The organism is Rhodococcus sp. JCM 9793 (genome assembly GCF_055380405.1).
In genome coordinates, this window is sequence record NZ_AP043718.1 from 55,271 (window position 1) to 71,898 (window position 16,628).

Consider the following 16,628-nt stretch of genomic DNA (forward strand, 5'->3'; position numbering starts at 1 on the left):
GAACGTATGCGCACGTGGCGATACGTGTCAGTGACCTTGCGTGTCAACTGAGTGACGATGTGTGCCAGGAGTGCTGTGGGGTCTGCCGCAAGGCTCCCTTCCTTCGTTATGGTCACCGGCATGACAAACCGTTCCGAACATCTCGCCGAGGCCGATGATCGCTGGCGGCAGGGTGTCGTGGTGCGGGGAGCTCGGCAGAACAATCTCGCCGACGTCGATCTCGATGTTCCTCGAGACCGTCTGGTGGTGTTCACCGGTGTGTCCGGCTCGGGGAAATCCTCGCTGGCGTTCGGGACACTGTTCGCGGAATCGCAGCGGCGCTATCTGGAGTCGGTGGCACCGTATGCCCGTCGGCTGATCGACCAGGTCGGTGTACCCGATGTCGACGTCGTCGAGGGACTGCCACCGGCGGTTGCACTGCAGCAGCACCGAGGCATCGGTAATGCTCGATCGAATGTCGCCAGCGTGACGACATTGGGCAGTCTCGTGCGGATGCTCTATTCCCGTGCCGGGTCTTACCCAAATGACCAACCGATGCTCTACGCGGAGGACTTCTCGCCGAACACCGTGCAGGGCGCATGTCCGACCTGCCATGGCATCGGGCGCGTCTACGAGGTCGATGTCGACAAGATGGTCCCCGATCCCACACTCAGCATCCGGGAGCGCGCGATCGCTTCGTGGCCGCCGGGCTGGCCGGGTGGCAACCTTCGCGACATCCTGGTGTCACTGGGATACGACGTCGACTCTCCGTGGAAGAAGCTGCCGAAGAAACATCGCGACTGGATCCTGTTCACCGAGGACCGCCCCACCGTTCCTGTGTACTCGGGATTTACCCCGGCACAGACTCGGCGAGCGATCAAAGCCGGAACCGAACCCAGTTACGAGGGCAATTTCGTCGGCGCCCGGCGGTTCGTGCTCGATACCTTCGCGAACACCAAGAGCTCGATCGTCAAGAAGCGGGTCTCTGAGTTCGTCACCAGCGAGGTATGCCCGATGTGCCAGGGCAAGCGGGTCAAGGCGGAGTCGCTCTCGGTCACCTTCGAGGGCCTGGATATCGCCGAGTTCGCGTCCTTGCCCCTGGCACGACTGGCAGAGATCGCGCGCACTGTTGTGTCCAGCGACTGGCTACCCGAGGCGGCAGGAGAAGCTCTCGACGAAACCCGACGAGCCGAGGCCACGCGACGACGTGTCGCATCGGGAGGATCGGCGCACACCGCCGCTCCCGACGTGCGACGCACCCCGAACGTGTCAGCGGAAAAACAGGTGGCGGCGCGGCGCCTGCTCGACGACCTCCTCGAAAGAATCCAACCCATTATCGACCTCGGGCTGGGATATCTGTCACTGGACCGGACGACGCCCACACTCTCCGGCGGAGAGCTGCAACGACTGCGCCTGGCGACGCAGCTGTCCTCGAAGCTGTTCGGCGTCGCCTACATCCTCGACGAACCTTCGGCGGGACTGCACCCCGGCGACTTGACGGCGCTGCTGAGAATTCTGCACGGACTTCGTGAGCGAGGAAACAGCGTCCTCGTCGTCGAGCACTCCCTACCCGTCATCCGAGAAGCGGACTGGCTGGTCGATATCGGTCCCGGTGCCGGCGAGAACGGTGGACGCGTGCTCTACAGTGGAACACCCGCCGGGCTGGCCGACGTACCGGACTCGGTCACCGCACGCTATCTCTTCGACACGTCGGAGCAGGTGCGCCGCCAGCGGCGTACCCCCCGCGGGTGGCTTCGCGTCGAAGGCGTCGAGCGCAACAGTCTCCGCGACCTCACCGTGTCTTTCCCTCTCGGGGTCTTGACCGCCGTCACCGGAGTCTCCGGTTCGGGGAAATCGAGCCTCGTCAGCCAGGCTCTACCAGCGTTGATCAACGCTGAACTGGGCCGGCCCGCCGCGCCCGATGCCAACGTCGAACCGCGCGACGACACCGATCTGCTGCTCACCGGAGATCAGGGCGCGGTCCGCGGCCGCATCGAGGGCACCTTGGGAGGGCTCCGTCGGGTGGTCGCCATCGATCAGCGCCCTATCGGGCGCACACCCCGATCCAATGTTGCAACCTACACCGGCATGTTCGACCACATCCGCAAGCTGTTCGCCGCAACACCTGCGGCCAAGAAACGGAACTACAAACCGGGGCGGTTCTCCTTCAATGTCGCCGGTGGCCGCTGTCCGACCTGCGAAGGTGAAGGCTTCGTGATGATCGAGCTGCTTTTCCTGCCCAGCGTCTACAGTCCGTGCCCGGACTGCAATGGCACTCGTTACACGCAGAGCACACTCGAAATCACCTGGCGGGACCGCAACATCGCCGACGTTCTCGCGATGAGCATCGACGAAGCCCACGCCTTCTTCACCAGTGAGAACGACGTTCTTCGCTCGCTCACCGTCCTACGCGAGGTCGGGTTGGGTTACCTGCGACTCGGACAACCCGCCACCGAGCTGTCCGGCGGCGAAGCTCAGCGTGTCAAGCTGGCATCCGAACTCCAGCGTGCTCAACGCGGCGACACGCTCTACATCCTCGACGAGCCCACTGCTGGGCTCCACCCGTCCGACAGCGACAGACTGCTCGCTCACGCGCAGGGGCTCGTCGACGCCGACAACACCGTCGTCATGGTCGAACTCGACATGCGCGTCGTCGCCCAGGCCGACCACGTCATCGACCTCGGACCGGGAGCGGGCGCCGACGGCGGACGTATCGTCGCCACCGGTTCCCCCGAGCAGGTAGCTGCCACTGCCGACAGTGCGACTGCCCCCTATCTACGAGCGGCGCTGGAAAACACAGGCGCCGGCACCACACAACACTGACCTGGGCACTGTCACGTTAACTGAAATCGTGTACGGTTCAGTCGGCTTGAGGCTCAAGTTAGTGTAATGTGCTGGTCTGCTTCGTTCATCGTCATCGCCGAGTCCTCGTGCCCCTGCGGGTCGTGCGCCTGATAGCCGACGCACTCACAACCCTTGTCGGCACCCTGCCCGCGGGTCTGTTCCAGGACCTGCTCGATCGGGTCGCCCTTCGAATCGTCGATCGGAATGACGCCGATCTCCTCGGCGAGCTTGAGCCGGTCCGGATGCCGGTCGACGATCATCACCTTGCTCGCGCCCTGGAGCATCGCCGAATACGCCGCCATCAACCCGACCGGTCCGGCCCCGTACACCACCATCGAGTCGCCGGGCTGCATGTCCGCGAGGCGGGTGCAGTGCCAGCCGGTCGGGAAGATGTCCGAGAGCATCACATAGTCGAGTTCCTTGTCCTGCGCATCCTCGGGCAACCGCAGGCAATTGAAGTCGCCGAACGGCACCCGCAGATACTCCGCCTGCCCACCCCAGAACGGGCCCATCCCCGCGAACCCGTACGCCGCGCCGGCCATCTTCGGGTCCGGATGCACCGTCTGGCAGAACGCGGTCAACCCTTCCTCGCAGTTGCGGCAGAACCCGCAGCCGATGTTGAACGGTAAACACACCCGATCCCCTGGCGACACCTTCACCACCGCATCACCGACCTCGGCGACGATCCCCATGTTCTCGTGACCGAGCACCATCCCCGTCTCGAGATCGGTGCGACCCTCGTACATGTGCAGGTCGGATCCGCAGATGTTGGTGGAGGTGATCTTCACCAACACATCGGTCGGCTGCTCGATCCTCGCATCCGGAACATCCTTCACCACGACCTCGCGTGGCCCGTCGTACACAAGCGCCTTCATGTCGACTCTCCTTGATATGCAACGATTTCGGTTAATGATCCACCTTGTGGCACACAGCGGTGAATGTCGGCGCCGGTCGCCGAACAAGGCGCATCAGGTGGGCGGTAGCCGTCTCGAGGACGTGATACAGCAGGCAATCCCACGAAACTGCCGACGTGCCAACGTGTTTCGCTGCGCGCACGACGAATAACGGTTACCTGCCGAGGTGTTCCGTCCACCTTGGAGTCTTCTCCTTCGACTCCGCGAGGGGAAGACGTAGAAGGAGTTGTTTCGAATCGGGATGGCCGGGTACCCTGTCCCGACCACCCGTTGGTGTGATGCTGGTCCGCTACCCACGACATCGAAGAGGAGATCGCCCTATGGCCACCAAGGCGCTGCTGGTACGGCTCGAAGCCAAGCCCGGCAAGGAAGACGCCGTCGAAGAATTCCTACTCTCGGCGCTGCCGCTGGTCGAGCAGGAACCCGGCACCAAACCCTGGTTCGCCGTCCGGTTCGGTCCGTCCTCATACGGCATCATCGACGCCTTCCCGGACGAGGCGGCCCGCAAGACACATCTCGGCGGACCAGTCGGCAAGGCACTCGGCGAGCGTGCCGACGAACTGTTCGCCTCACCCCCCGAGATCAGCAACCTCGACGTCCTCGCCGACAAACTCTGAATCCGGTGTAGTCACTCTGACAAGATCAGCCGTCGTGCCCCTGCGGGTCGTGCGCCTGATAGCCGACGCACTCACAACCTTTGTCTGGCACCCTGCCCGCGGGTCTGTTCCAGGACCTGCTCGATCGGGTTCCGGCGACGCCGCGCCGCGACAAGCCGACGGTCCTCGTCGTCCAGGTGGAAGAACCGTTCCAACTCCACTCGCGAATACGCACCGAACCGGCCGTAGCCGCCCTCATCGATCACAACGCCATGCAATCACCTACCCGGCAAGGATTGCTCTGGATTCGCTTAACGCCACTTCTCTCAAGGCTGTCCCTCCACTGCCTTAGCGCGACGCAACCTCGAGCTTCGCGTCGAGATCAGCGAACTCGAGGAACAGATCCGCACACTTGCCGCCATCGCCGCACCTCAACTCCTCGAGGTGTTCGGGATCGGCCCGGACAGCGCCGCCCGGTTCCTCATGACCGCAGGGGACAACCCCGACCGCTTGCGCAGCGAGGCGGCATTCGCCGCCCTCTGCGGGTCGAACCCGATCCCTGCGTCCTCGGGCAAGACCAACCGTCACCGGCTCAACCGGGGCGGCGACCGGCAGGCCAACGCAGCCTTGCATCGAGTCGCCGTGGTCCGCCTGCGCTGGCACGAACCGACCCGGGCCTACATGACTCGTCGACTCGCCGAGGGCAAGACCAAAGCCGAGGTCGTCCGATGCCTCAAGCGCTACATTGCCCGCGAAATCTACAGTGTCCTCTGCCCGCGGGACACCACCGCGAACACCGGCACAGGGCTCGCTCAGGCCGCTTGACATCTATAGGAGCATCAACCCGGCAGCCTCGAGCAGGTAGAACCAGATCCGTCAGTAGTCCGAAGTCGATTCCACGGTGACCTTCTCGATCCCCTCGCCCAGCAGATCGGCCAGCTCACTCACCGCGCCGGTGGTGGCGTCCACGTCCCACACGCGGCTGACCCGCCGACCACTATTACTCGGCTGCGGCGCCCGGATACACAGCTTGCCCGACGCCTTGGCCACATCGATCGCGCACACCCGTTCGATCACCAGCTCGTGATCGGCGTCGGGGATCTCTTCCGGTTTCGGCTTCACTTCCCTTGTCCTCCATCCGCATCCGCACTCTCCAACAGGGCGGGGCGCCTGAGGGCCTCGGTCAAGGGAACCGAAATTCTGACCGGCGTGCTCGAAGCAACAGTGCGTGACCCTTCCAGGTCGGGCCCCGGCGCCAGGCTCATCAACGGGCTCAATAGCCAAGAAGACGTCGGCGTCGGCAGGCGACCCGATCCCATTTTCACGCCTGCGAGGCGTCCCGGAACGGAACTGGGGGCTCATCTCAGAAACCGCGACCGGTGGCAGGTTCTGGTGCATTCGAGGTGGGTCCATTACCAGCGGCTCACCCACAGCGTTGTTTTGCACCGGTCGGCCCAGCTAATCGGCTCTACCGGTATCGCCAGCACATCTCAGGGGGCGGGCGGCGATCCTCCGAAACGGATGGTGTCCGCCGTCAATTCCTCTCAATCGGAAGATGTGGACCCTCCCATTAGGGAGATGTGCGGCGAACCACGGCACAACACGATTGAGACGTGGCCCACTCCGGCGGCGAACGCTGAAACGCGAGGGGTCCGAATCAACGACAGCGATCCCGGTGCGGCCGGGACGACAACATCTCACCAGAGGGAGAGATTCATGGGATGGCTCGATGGACGTAGTGCGCTCGTCACAGGTGGCGCGTCCGGGATCGGCCGCGCCGTCGTCGAGCGTTTTCTGGCGGAAGGAGCACGTGTCGCTGTCCTTGATGCTTCCGCAGAGAACATCGCGGCATTGCGGAAAGACTTGCCGGACGTCGTGGTGACCGAAGGCGACGTCTCCTCGTTCGAAGACAATGAGCGAGCGGTGGCGGCGACGGTAGCGGCTCACGGCGGGCTCAACACATTCGTCGGGAACGCTGGAATCTTTGACTATTTCGCCCCGGTGGCGACCACTCCGGGTGCAACTCTGTCGGGCTCGTTCGACGAGATCTTCTCGGTCAACGTCAAAGGCTATCTGCTGGGCGTAAAGGCATCTCTTCCGGCGCTGCTGGAGAGTTCCTCCCCGTCGATCGTCTTCACGCTGTCCAATGGGGCTTTTCTGCCGGCCGGTGGTGGATCTGTTTACACGGCTTCGAAGCATGCCGCCGTCGGCCTGATCCGTCAGTTGGCTTACGAGCTGGCTCCCCGCGTCCGGGTGAACGGTGTCGCTCCCGGCGGGACGTTGACCGATCTTCGTGGCGCGAGCGCTCTGGGTCAGGCCGAGACTTCCCTTCGCGATGCGGCGAACTTCCCGGATCTCGTCCGAGCGACGAACCCGCTCGGGATCGTCCAGCAGCCCGCGGACCACACCGGCTCGTATGTCTTGCTGGCGTCGCCGGAGAACGCAGCGGCGATCAGCGGCGTGGTTATCAATAGCGACGGCGGAATGCAGGTCCGCGGGTTGGTGCAGGCAGCGGGAGGGGCGGATCTCTGATGGAAACAACCAAGGAAGGAATGCGGTAGATGGTCAAGTCATTGGCGTATATGGGAGTCACCTCGCCTGCGCTGGCCGAGTGGGAGAGCTTCGGCCCGGAGGTGCTGGGGCTCGAGGCTCGCCTCAGCGAGAACGAAGATGTCCTGCAGCTCAGGATGGACGACCGGCACCATCGGCTCGCGATCCACCGGGGCGAGCGCAACGCATTGCTCTACCTCGGCTGGGATGCAGGCGACGAGGATTCGCTGGGTACCTGCTTCGAGGTCCTGCAGCGCAGCGGCGTCACGAGCCGCTGGGGCACCGAGGAGGAGTGCTGGGAACGACAAGTCTTGTCCATGGTGGTGGCCGAGGACCCGAGTGGGATCAGGCACGAGCTCGTCTCGGGTCAGAAGGTGGAACCGAAGTCCTTTCGGCCCGGTCGCGCGATTTCCGAATTCGTCACTGGCGAGCAAGGCATGGGTCACGTAGTGCTCGCTGTGCCGGATCTCAAAGCGGCGCACGGGTTCTACACCGATGGCTTCGGATTCAAGAAGAGCGACGAGATCTCCACGTTCATCGACCTCGTCTTCTACCACTGCAACCCGCGCCACCACAGCGTGGCGCTTACTCAGATTCCCGGTGTGCGCGGGCTGCACCACTTGATGCTCGAGGTGGCCGACATCGATGACGTCGGCTTGGCCTACGACCTGTGTATGGAGCGTTCCATCCCCATCTCGATGATGCTCGGTCGCCACGTGAACGATCAGATGGTTTCGTTCTACGTTCGGTCGCCCTCCGGCTTCGACATCGAATACGGGTGGGGTGCAATTCCTGTCGGTGCCAATTGGTCTGTGTCGCAGTACGACCGGACGAGTATCTGGGGACACAAGATGATCGCTAAAACGCCCCCTGGCGCCTTCGAGGCAGTAGCACCCTGACTCAACACCCTGATGCGCTAATGGCTCACAACATGAGGAGTTATCTTGCCAGTGCAGTTTCTTACCGATGACTGGGCGATCGCATTGACCGTCGCCGCAAACAAACATGAAGCCTTCAAGAAGGAAGCCGCCGGGCAGCATGCCATCTTCGAGCTCACGGTCGCGGATAGTCCGGCCGCCGACGTGTACCACATGGCGTTCTCCGGTGACTCGTTCGCCGGCCGTCTCGGTGCTCCGACGGAATCTGCGGACATCAAAGCGGCACTTGACTATTCCACGAATGTGACGATGTCGCGAGGTGCGCTCAACGGTCAGGCGGCCGCGATGACCGGGCGTATGCAGGTGAGCGGGGACATGGAAAAGATGATGTCGCTCGGGAAAGCGCTCGATCTCCTGTCAAGCGTTGAAAAAGACATCGACATCACGTATTTGACCAACAAATCCGTCGAAAGGACTCTCCGCCATGACAGTTGATTCGCGCATCAACGACCTCATCGACGCGGTTCAGTACGACAAGGGCCTGATCAACCGCTCGATCTTCGTGGACCGAGATGTCTACGAGCTCGAGCTCGAGCGCCTCTTCGCCAATACCTGGCTGTTTCTCGGGCACGTGAGCCAGGTCGCCGAACCGGGCGACTTTATCACCACGTACATGGGTGAAGATTCCGTTATCGTCTCCCGCGGTCACGACGGACGCGTGCGGGCACTGCTGAACTCCTGCCGACACCGCGGTATGCGGGTCTGTCGTTCCGACGAAGGAAACACGAGCTTCTTCAAGTGCCCCTACCACGCGTGGACCTACTCCAGCGCCGGTGAGCTCGAGGGCGTTCCGAAGTTCCGGCTGGGCTACGCCGGTGTCCTCGACAAGAAAGAGTGGGGTCTTCGCGAGGTCACCCGGGTCGAGGAGTACCGGGGGTTCCTCTTCGGCAACTGGGCGCCGGAGGGCCCGTCGCTGGACGAGTGGCTCGGCGAATTGAAGACATACTTCGACTTGCTCTTCGCGCGAGACCCCGCCGGTGTGGAGGTGGTCCCCGGCGCACACCGCTGGACCGTCGACACGAACTGGAAGATCGCCGCCGAGAACTTCGCCGCCGACATGTACCACGTCGAACACTCGCACGCACGCCCGGCCGAGCTCGGACTCATGCAGGCGGTGCCCGACCAGGGCTATCAGATCTCGGCGGGAATGGGCTTCATCGGCCATGCATTCACCAGGCCGGTCTCGGAAGACGTCGGCGGAGAGGAACCCCTGCACTCCTACTGGACGTTGCCCAACATCCAGACCGAGTTCCTGGCGGAGCAGCGCAAGCGAATCGCCGAAGAGAAGGGCGCGGAGCTTGCGCGGCTCATCCCGCTCGGCCACGGTGCCCTGTTCCCGACCTTCGCGTGGCTGGACCTCGAGCAGTTCCGCCTGATGCGGGTACACCACCCGCAGGGCCCCGACCGGACGTTGATCCATCAGTGGTGCGTACTCGACAAGAGCCTGCCCGAAGACGTCAAAGATGCGGTCCGGAAACAGTACGAGCTCACCTTCGGCCCGGCCGGGTTGCTGGAGCAGGACGACGGCGAGAACTGGCGGGAGTGCCAGAACGGCATGCGCGGGTTCATCGGTCGGCAGCTGGACAGCAACATGATGCTGGGCCTCGGCTCCGACAGAACCGCGGCGGAGGTCGTCGGGGACGACGACGTTCCGGGTATCGCGGGCGGCATCTATTCGGAGATCAATCAGCGCCGGTTCTACGAGCTCTGGAAGACGTACATGCAGGCGGCGTCGCCCGAGTCGATCTCAAAGATTCCCCCGACTCGCATCTGATGGCCCGTCCAAGCTCCTCTGACAACGAGATTTGGTGATCGCAATGACATTACTTGACGAAACGCCCCCCGGAAGCCTCGCAATCCTTTCCCTCGACGTCGCGCAGTTCTACTACCACGAGGCACGGCTTCTCGATGAACGCCGATACGACGAGTGGATCGGACTGTTCACCAGCGAGAGCACCTACTGGGCGCCGGTGCGGGTGACGCGCGAGGGGGAGCCCGACCGCATGAAGCCGGGTGAACTCGCGCTCTTCGACGACGACTACGGAACGTTGGAGCTGCGCGTCGCGAGCCTGTCGGCCAAGAGCGCCTGGGCGGAGATCCCCCCGTCGCGGACTCGCCGCCTCATCACGAATGTGACCGCGACCGAGTCCGAGGTCGAGGGCCAGGTGTTCGCAACCTCCAACTTTCTGACGTTTCGCTCGCGCCTGGAGGCCACCGAGCACACGTTCGTCGGGATGCGGGAGGACATCTTGGTGCGAGATGGCGCGTCCTGGCACATCCTGGAGCGCAAAATTCTCCTGGATCACAACACGTTCACCTCCGACAACATCAGCGTTCTGTTCTGATGGCGGCTCGGCAGAGAGGCAGTGGTGTCGCGCCGGCTAAGTACCGAGATCCGGATCTGCTCATCGAGAACGAATACGCCGGTGTGCGGGTTGTGCGGGACTCCACCGCCAACGGGTCACGCCTGCGGGTCACGTCGCTGCGGTCGGACCGAGAGACGTTCCTCGATCCGGTGGCGCTGGACCTACTTTGTCATGCGCGCCAAGAGTTCTGGGTCCTGCTAGCGGACGCGGCGCGCGATCCGGAGGCCTGGCGGACCCTGCGCCTCGAGTTCCGAAACCACTTCCAAACGTAAGCATTCCGCTCGCGAATTTTGTCGATACGAAGGAGAAATCATGCACGCCCTGCTGAACGAGGACTGGATCAAGCACTACGCCGAGGTGTGGAAGGGCAACACGACGGCCATCGAAGGGACGAAGGGCATCGACATGATCGTGCAGATGTCCGTGTCGGATCGCGATCGGGCGCCCGTTCACATCCACGTCAACGGCGACGGGCTCATCGATTACGCCGGACCGCAGATTCCCGGCAAGGACCCAAAGTTCAATCTTGCAGCTCCAGCGGAGACCTGGAGGAAAGTCGCCGCGAAAGAGATGGGCGTGCGGCGAGCTGTGACCGGGCCGATCAAGTTCAAGGGCAGCCTCGCGTCGGCGCTCAAGCACTTCGCAGGATTGGAAGCGGCCCTGCATCAGTTCGCCGATGTGCCGACGGACTGGGAAGCGTGAGCGGGCACTCCGCGGGGCCGATTGTCGTGGACCAACCGTTGGCGGACGGCTCGGGGAACTCGACCGAGATCGCCCGCTGTCGACTGGCCCAGCTGCGCAGCGGTGACGGGGTCTCGGTCCCGAGTGCGGCAGGTCCGATCGCGATCTTCGAAGTGGAGGGCGAGATTCTTGCCGTGCAGGACACCTGTACGCATGAGGACGCTTCGCTCGCCGACGGGTTTCTCGACGGCCATGTCATCGAGTGTCCGCTCCACGGTGGTCAGTTCGATATCCGATCGGGTTTGCCGGTGTGCCTGCCGGCGCAACTCCCGCTTCGCCGCTTCGAGACCCGTTCCGACGGCGAATTCGTGTACATCACAACATGATTGGTATAGGTATGTCGCGCTCCATGACGTCGCATCGGGTCGGTGCGGCGCGCAGGCCGGCTCGTCCCCGTACAAGGTGGTCGCGTGATGAGTGCAGCTGAGGTCGTCGTGATCGTCGGCGCGGGTCTGGCTGGTGCGCGGGCGGCGGAGACGCTGCGCGGAAACGGTTTCGCGGGCTCGATCGTGATGTTCGGCGACGAGCCGACAGCCCCGTACCACCGCCCGCCGCTGTCGAAGTCCCTCCTGGTGGACGAGCCGGAGATGTCCACCCTGCTGGTCCATCCTGAGGGCTGGTACCACGATCACGATGTGGAGCTGCGGCTCGGCCGAAAGATCGCCCGCGTCGACGTGTCGAGCCGACGGCTGCAGGATGTGCTGGGCCATTCTCACCGCTTCGACAAGTTGATCCTGACCACCGGGGCTGCGGCACGCACATTCGAGGGGTCTCGGAGTGACGCACAGTCCCGCGTGCTCGTGCTCCGCACGCTTTCTGATGCGGCTCGGTTGCGTACGCAGCTGGCCACGGCGCAGTCGGTTGTCGTCGTCGGGGGCGGCTTCATCGGGGCCGAGGTTGCGTCCGGCGCGGTGGGTCTCGGCCACTCCGTGACCATTCTCGAGACCGCTGAAGGTCCTTTCCTGAGGTCCTTGGGTGGCGCTGCCTCGAAGATCCTGTCGAGCTTCTACCGAAGTGAGGGGATCGTCCTGGTGACGTCGGTGAATATCGCGAGCGTGTGTGAGTCCGAGGACAGCGTGACTGTCACCGCGACCGATGGGCGGCGGTGGGATGCTGATCTCGTCGTGATGGGCATCGGCGCCGTACCGGCAGACGAGCTCGCTGCAGACAGCGGGCTCTCGACCGGAAACGGAGTGCAGGTCGACGCGCACGGGCGTACGACCGTCCCGTTCGTCTTCGCTGCCGGCGATGTCGCGAACAGGTTCGAACCCACCCTGGGGCGCCACATCCGCCCCGAACACTGGCAGAACGCGCAGAACCACGCGGTAGCGGTCGCCCGTAACGTCCTCGGCGCAAACGAGGCCTTCTCGGAGGTCCCGTGGTTCTGGTCCGACCAATTTTCGGTGAACCTGCAGATGGCGGGCGTGCCGTATGCCGTGGATGAGGTGGTCGTGCGGGGAGTGCCGGACGACCGCCGATTCTCGATCTTCTACCTGAGCCGGTCGAGGGTGGTGGCGGCATTCAGCATGGACAACGCGCGCGACATAGGTGTCGCCAAACGCATGATCGGTCGCCGCATCGCGGTCGACGCTGCTGCGCTCGCGGACGAAGGCACCGATTTGAAATCGCTGTTGCGAGTCCGCGAAGAGCAAGTTTTCGCATCCTCGAAGAGAAGGGAATGAAATGATGGGCGATACGCATATCGGGCCTACGAACCTGGCATCGCGGACCGTGGCGGTCCAGGGAACGAAACTGCACTTCCACGAGGCGGGTGTCGGAGAGACGCTCGTTCTGCTCCACGGGGGAGGCCCCGGGGCATCGGGCTGGAGCAACTTCGGCGGTAACGTGGCCGCGCTGGCCGAGCAATTCCACGTCGTCGTTCCGGATCAGCCAGGATACGGGCTGGCGGACAAGCCCGAATTCGATGGGGACTATTGGACTTTCGCCGCTCGGTGCATTGCCGACCTTCTCTCTTCCCTCGGCGTGGAGAAGGCCCACTTCGTCGGCAACTCCATGGGTGGTGGAACGACGGTGCGGCTTGCACTGGACCGCCCCGACTGTATCGATCGCATGATCCTGATGGGGCCAGCCGGCGTCTCCGTGAACGTTGTCACGCCGCACCCGAGCGAAGGACTGAAGATCCTGTCGTCCTTCTACGATGCGCCCGGACCGTCTCGTGATCGCATGGCAGCTTTCATTCGCATGATGGTCTTCGACCCGGCCATGGTTACGGACGAACTGATCACCGAGCGACTCGAGGCAGCAATGGATCCGGACGCTCGGGCCGGAGCGCTCCGCGCGGTCAGGTCGATCATGTCCTCGCCCGACGCCGAGTTGTGGCGGCATCTGCACGAGGTGCAGCACGAAACCCTGCTGGTCTGGGGTCGTGACGACCGTGTGGTTCCGATGGATGGCGGCCTGTTTGCTCTGCAGCGCATGCCGAATGCGGATCTCCACGTGTTCTCGCGATGCGGCCACTGGGCGCAGGCAGAGCGCCGGGACGAGTTCAACCGGCTGGCAATCGACTTCTTCACCAGGTGAAAGCTGTTCGTCGGCCCGGTCGACTCACGGTGAATAGCGTTGGCGCGCCCTCGGCGACGCCTCTCCAGGCGAGTCCCGCGCAGGGGCCGCATGACACATCGTCAATCCCTGCCTTTTGAAAGGCACTACCCATGACAACTGTTGAAACCGCCACGTACGGCGTCACTCTGTACGACGGGGAGGACGCGAATGGCCTCGCCAACATCGTCGGGATGCTACTCGAGATCGTCGACAGTCGAATAGCGGGTTGGGACATCACACTCGGTGACACCATCGCCGACAACGCCTCGTGCGGCCTTTACGTGCTCGGCGACGTCCAGCCGCGCCAATCGCTACCTGACCTGACCACGATCACCATGACCATGACCGAAAACGGAACACTCGCCTCGCGCGGCGTCGGGGTGTCCGTGGCCATGGAAAAGTCCCCACAGGTGGCCACGTTGAGGTCCCCGGTGGTGGCCAGATAAAAGTCCCCACCCCTTGCTCGTCGTGTCGATCAGGAACTCACGGCCCTGGGCGGTGACGGTGAAGGTGCCAACCAGTCACCCACACCGCCCAGGGAGTTCCATTGAAGTCTGCGAGGGACCGTATGGACATCATCTCCGCATATCGCGAGGTCGGAACGTATCGAGGCGCCGCCGAACTGTGCGGCACCACCCACAAGACCGTCAAACGGGTCATCGAGAAGTTCGAGGCCGGTGACACCCCACCCGAACCAACCGAGCGCCCACACAACTACGACGCGGTCATCGACATCGTCACTGAACGGATCACCAAATCCCAGGCCCGGATCTCCGCGAAACGCCTGCTCCCCGTCGCACGAGCCGCCGGATACGAAGGGTCGGACCGCAACTTCCGACGACTGGTCGCCGAAGAGAAAGCCAAGTGGCGCACCGACCATCACCGCGGCCGACGCCCGGCAGTGTGGTCACCGGGCGAATACCTGGTCATCGACTGGGCCGACGTCGGCCACGGCCTGCACCTGTTCTGCGCGGTCCTCGCGTTCTCCCGCTGGCGGTTCGTCGCCTTCGCCACCAACGAACGCGCCACCACCACCCTCGCGTTGATCGCCGAGGCACTCGCCGCGGTCGGCGGGGTCCCCATCAAGGTCCTCGCCGACAGGATGGCGTGCCTCAAAGGCGGGGTCGTCGCGAACGTCGTCGTCCCGACACCCGACTACGTTCGCCTGGCCACCCACTACGGCTTCCGGCCGGATTTTTGCCATGCGAACGACCCACAGTCGAAAGGCATCGTGGAGAACCTCGTCGGATATGCCCAGCGTGACTTGGTCGTCCCCCTGCTCGCCGACGCCGCGGTCGCCGGGAAACCGATCGACCTGGCCGCCGCGAACACCGCCGCCCGCATCTGGTGCGCCGAGGTGAACGCCGCCACCCACTCGGAGATCTGCGCGATCCCCGACCGCCGCCTGCTCGAGGAGCAAGCGGTGCTCGGGCCGCTGCCCTCGCTGCGGCTGCAGATCGGGCCGCCGCCGGTGACCCGCAAGGTCGACCGGCTGTCCTGCGTCCGGTTCGCCTCCGCCCGCTACTCGGTGCCCACCCGGCTGATCGGCACCACCGTCACCCTCACCCAGGACGGGGCCCGGTTGTTGATCGTCGACCCGTCCAGCGGGGAGGTCGTCGCCGACCATGCACTCGCCGCGCCGGGGACCGCGTCGGTCCTCGACGCCCACTATGACGGCCTCAGACCCACCCCCAGTCGCGGGCCGAGACCGAAAACAACTGTGGAGAAACAGTTCTGCGACCTCGGTTCGGTTGCCGAGCAGTTTCTGGTCGGGTCCGCCGCCGCGGGCAACACCCGACTCGGCTCCGAACTCGAGGTGCTCCTCGCGCTGGGCGCCGCCCATGGCACCGACGCATTGGTAGCGGCGTTGACTCGGGCGGTCGCGTTCAAGCGGTTCCGCGCCGCCGACGTCCGCTCGATCCTCGCCGCCGGCGCCGGGGCTCCGCAGCCCACCTCGGCCGGGGACGCACTGGTGATCGACCTGCCCACGGCCCCGACCCGCTCCCTCGACGCCTACGCGGTCCCGGCCCGCACCGACCATCCGGGGGGCACGTCATGACCAGCATGTCAATCAACCAGACCGATGCGGTTCCGCCGCAGTCTTTTCCGGAGCTCCCCGCCGATCTCGACAGTGGGTTACGCAGGCTCAAACTCGCGGCGATCCGCCGCACCGCACCGGAGGTGCTGCTCACCGCGAAGACCCAGCGTTGGACCCCGGAGGAGGTGCTGCGCACCCTCGTCGAAGCGGAGATCGCCGCCCGTGACGCCTCCAATACCGCCACCAGGCTCAAGGTCGCCGGATTCCCCGTCGTCAAGACTCTCGACGGCTTCGACGTTGCTGCCTCGTCGATCCCGGCGGCGACGTTCGACTACCTCACCGGCCTCGAATGGGTCCGCGCCCACGCCAATCTGGCGATGGTGGGTCCACCGGGGACCGGGAAGTCGCACACGTTGATCGGGTTGGGGATCGCCGCGGCCCACGCCGGGCACAAGGTCCGGTACTTCACCGCCGCGGACCTCGTCGAGACCCTCTACCGGGGTTTGGCCGATAACACCGTCGGCAAGATCATCGACACCCTGTTGCGGTCGGATCTGCTCATCGTCGACGAGGTCGGCTTCGCACCTCTCGACGACACCGGCACCCAACTGTTGTTCCGGTTGGTTGCCGGCGCCTACGAACGTCGATCGTTGGCCGTCGCCTCGCACTGGCCGTTCGAGCAGTGGGGCCGATTCCTGCCCGAGCACACCACCGCGGTCAGCATCCTCGACCGACTGCTGCACCATGCCACCGTCGTCATCACCGACGGCGAGTCGTATCGGATGCGTGAAGCCCATCAGAAGCGAGGTGACCGCCCCTGACCCAGTCGGATCTGCCCGCGAGGGGCGGGGACTTTGACCTGGCCAAAAGTGGGGACATCAACCTGACCGTTGACACGGGGCAGACTGCCTGGGCAGCCCCTGGCGCGCCCTGGCGTGGCTGGCGAACATCAGCAGATCCCTCGGATCGCCGCTTCGCGCCAGCGAGGTCGTGCTCTCCGGCGCCCTCGGCCCCATGGTCGCCGTCAAACCGGGCGCGACATACGCCGCGACGATCACCGGCGTCGGCACCGCATGGTTTTGACAACCTCGGCCAGTCGA

The 16,628-nt window shown here is 64.3% G+C and carries 16 protein-coding genes and 4 pseudogenes; 17 read left to right on the top strand and 3 right to left on the bottom strand.

Features of this window, described 5'->3' with window-relative positions:
- Positions 1–120: 120 nt before the first annotated feature.
- Complete coding sequence (locus tag ACZ46K_RS00265) at positions 121–2,802, top strand: excinuclease ABC subunit UvrA (RefSeq protein ID WP_464743221.1); 2,682 nt, start codon at positions 121–123, stop codon at positions 2,800–2,802.
- A 56-nt stretch (positions 2,803–2,858) separates the two neighbouring features.
- Here ACZ46K_RS00265 and ACZ46K_RS00270 read toward each other — a convergent pair.
- A pseudogene (locus ACZ46K_RS00270) lies at positions 2,859–3,698 on the bottom strand (glutathione-independent formaldehyde dehydrogenase); the annotation flags it as partial.
- A gap of 359 nt (positions 3,699–4,057) precedes the next feature.
- Here ACZ46K_RS00270 and ACZ46K_RS00275 point away from each other — a divergent pair.
- On the top strand, positions 4,058–4,354 hold the full coding sequence (locus ACZ46K_RS00275; protein ID WP_054805883.1) for a putative quinol monooxygenase: 297 nt from the start codon (positions 4,058–4,060) through the stop codon (positions 4,352–4,354).
- 71 nt (positions 4,355–4,425) lie between these two features.
- Here ACZ46K_RS00275 and ACZ46K_RS00280 read toward each other — a convergent pair whose 3' ends face one another.
- The gene (locus ACZ46K_RS00280) at positions 4,426–4,599 is read right to left on the bottom strand and encodes a hypothetical protein (protein WP_464743308.1); all 174 of its coding nucleotides are present in this window, start codon (positions 4,597–4,599) and stop codon (positions 4,426–4,428) included.
- A 79-nt stretch (positions 4,600–4,678) separates the two neighbouring features.
- On the opposite strand from ACZ46K_RS00280, the pseudogene ACZ46K_RS00285 reads away from it, so the two are divergent.
- Positions 4,679–5,158 (top strand): annotated as a pseudogene (locus ACZ46K_RS00285) (transposase); the annotation flags it as partial.
- Positions 5,159–5,212: 54 nt separating this feature from the next.
- On the opposite strand, the pseudogene ACZ46K_RS00290 reads toward ACZ46K_RS00285, so the two are convergent.
- Positions 5,213–5,455 (bottom strand): annotated as a pseudogene (locus ACZ46K_RS00290) (IS110 family RNA-guided transposase); the annotation flags it as partial.
- 594 nt (positions 5,456–6,049) lie between these two features.
- On the opposite strand from ACZ46K_RS00290, the gene hcaB reads away from it, so the two are divergent.
- The 14 genes and pseudogenes from hcaB to ACZ46K_RS00360 all read left to right on the top strand — a co-directional run.
- Positions 6,050–6,865, top strand: a complete 816-nt coding sequence (gene hcaB, locus ACZ46K_RS00295) for a 3-(cis-5,6-dihydroxycyclohexa-1,3-dien-1-yl)propanoate dehydrogenase (RefSeq protein ID WP_019288888.1) — start codon at positions 6,050–6,052, stop codon at positions 6,863–6,865.
- Positions 6,866–6,894: 29 nt separating this feature from the next.
- Positions 6,895–7,782 carry a VOC family protein gene (locus ACZ46K_RS00300; protein ID WP_054805881.1) on the top strand — a complete coding sequence of 296 codons (888 nt, stop codon included), beginning with the start codon at positions 6,895–6,897 and terminating at the stop codon, positions 7,780–7,782.
- Between the two features lie 51 nt (positions 7,783–7,833).
- On the top strand, positions 7,834–8,256 hold the full coding sequence (locus ACZ46K_RS00305) for an SCP2 sterol-binding domain-containing protein (protein ID WP_464743224.1): 423 nt from the start codon (positions 7,834–7,836) through the stop codon (positions 8,254–8,256).
- Positions 8,246–9,595: an aromatic ring-hydroxylating oxygenase subunit alpha gene (locus ACZ46K_RS00310; protein ID WP_019288891.1), complete on the top strand. Its 1,350-nt coding sequence runs from the start codon at positions 8,246–8,248 to the stop codon at positions 9,593–9,595. Before ACZ46K_RS00305 ends, ACZ46K_RS00310 begins: the two co-directional genes overlap by 11 nt.
- Before the next feature lie 43 nt (positions 9,596–9,638).
- Entirely contained in the window at positions 9,639–10,166 is a 528-nt protein-coding gene (locus ACZ46K_RS00315) for an aromatic-ring-hydroxylating dioxygenase subunit beta (RefSeq protein WP_054713360.1), read from the top strand.
- On the top strand, positions 10,166–10,459 hold the full coding sequence (locus ACZ46K_RS00320) for a hypothetical protein (RefSeq protein ID WP_054805876.1): 294 nt from the start codon (positions 10,166–10,168) through the stop codon (positions 10,457–10,459). The genes ACZ46K_RS00315 and ACZ46K_RS00320 overlap by 1 nt, the downstream gene beginning before the upstream one ends.
- A gap of 40 nt (positions 10,460–10,499) precedes the next feature.
- Positions 10,500–10,889, top strand: a complete 390-nt coding sequence (locus tag ACZ46K_RS00325) for an SCP2 sterol-binding domain-containing protein (protein WP_159928382.1) — start codon at positions 10,500–10,502, stop codon at positions 10,887–10,889.
- A complete protein-coding gene (locus ACZ46K_RS00330; protein ID WP_236603607.1) occupies positions 10,886–11,254 on the top strand; it encodes a non-heme iron oxygenase ferredoxin subunit in 369 nt (122 codons plus the stop codon). The genes ACZ46K_RS00325 and ACZ46K_RS00330 overlap by 4 nt, the downstream gene beginning before the upstream one ends.
- Before the next feature lie 87 nt (positions 11,255–11,341).
- Entirely contained in the window at positions 11,342–12,610 is a 1,269-nt protein-coding gene (locus tag ACZ46K_RS00335) for an NAD(P)/FAD-dependent oxidoreductase (protein ID WP_054809985.1), read from the top strand.
- 1 nt (position 12,611) lies between these two features.
- Positions 12,612–13,469, top strand: a complete 858-nt coding sequence (locus tag ACZ46K_RS00340) for an alpha/beta fold hydrolase (RefSeq protein WP_019288897.1) — start codon at positions 12,612–12,614, stop codon at positions 13,467–13,469.
- A gap of 131 nt (positions 13,470–13,600) precedes the next feature.
- Complete coding sequence (locus ACZ46K_RS00345) at positions 13,601–13,936, top strand: hypothetical protein (RefSeq protein WP_054805872.1); 336 nt, start codon at positions 13,601–13,603, stop codon at positions 13,934–13,936.
- A 101-nt stretch (positions 13,937–14,037) separates the two neighbouring features.
- Positions 14,038–15,549, top strand: a complete 1,512-nt coding sequence (gene istA / locus ACZ46K_RS00350) for an IS21 family transposase (RefSeq protein ID WP_464743227.1) — start codon at positions 14,038–14,040, stop codon at positions 15,547–15,549.
- Between the two features lie 5 nt (positions 15,550–15,554).
- Positions 15,555–16,349 carry an IS21-like element helper ATPase IstB gene (istB, locus tag ACZ46K_RS00355; RefSeq protein WP_054714353.1) on the top strand — a complete coding sequence of 265 codons (795 nt, stop codon included), beginning with the start codon at positions 15,555–15,557 and terminating at the stop codon, positions 16,347–16,349.
- A 76-nt stretch (positions 16,350–16,425) separates the two neighbouring features.
- A pseudogene (locus ACZ46K_RS00360) lies at positions 16,426–16,611 on the top strand (2-keto-4-pentenoate hydratase); the annotation flags it as partial.
- Positions 16,612–16,628 lie beyond the last annotated feature (17 nt).

Coding starts and splice junctions, on each gene's coding strand:
- hcaB (WP_019288888.1), top strand. CDS start 6,050: ATGGGATGGCTCGATGGACGTAGTGCGCTCGTCACAGGTGGCGCGTCC.
- ACZ46K_RS00320 (WP_054805876.1), top strand. CDS start 10,166: ATGGCGGCTCGGCAGAGAGGCAGTGGTGTCGCGCCGGCTAAGTACCGA.
- ACZ46K_RS00325 (WP_159928382.1), top strand. CDS start 10,500: ATGCACGCCCTGCTGAACGAGGACTGGATCAAGCACTACGCCGAGGTG.
- ACZ46K_RS00265 (WP_464743221.1), top strand. CDS start 121: ATGACAAACCGTTCCGAACATCTCGCCGAGGCCGATGATCGCTGGCGG.
- ACZ46K_RS00345 (WP_054805872.1), top strand. CDS start 13,601: ATGACAACTGTTGAAACCGCCACGTACGGCGTCACTCTGTACGACGGG.
- ACZ46K_RS00315 (WP_054713360.1), top strand. CDS start 9,639: ATGACATTACTTGACGAAACGCCCCCCGGAAGCCTCGCAATCCTTTCC.
- ACZ46K_RS00335 (WP_054809985.1), top strand. CDS start 11,342: ATGAGTGCAGCTGAGGTCGTCGTGATCGTCGGCGCGGGTCTGGCTGGT.
- ACZ46K_RS00340 (WP_019288897.1), top strand. CDS start 12,612: ATGATGGGCGATACGCATATCGGGCCTACGAACCTGGCATCGCGGACC.
- ACZ46K_RS00310 (WP_019288891.1), top strand. CDS start 8,246: ATGACAGTTGATTCGCGCATCAACGACCTCATCGACGCGGTTCAGTAC.
- ACZ46K_RS00300 (WP_054805881.1), top strand. CDS start 6,895: ATGGTCAAGTCATTGGCGTATATGGGAGTCACCTCGCCTGCGCTGGCC.
- ACZ46K_RS00275 (WP_054805883.1), top strand. CDS start 4,058: ATGGCCACCAAGGCGCTGCTGGTACGGCTCGAAGCCAAGCCCGGCAAG.
- istB (WP_054714353.1), top strand. CDS start 15,555: ATGTCAATCAACCAGACCGATGCGGTTCCGCCGCAGTCTTTTCCGGAG.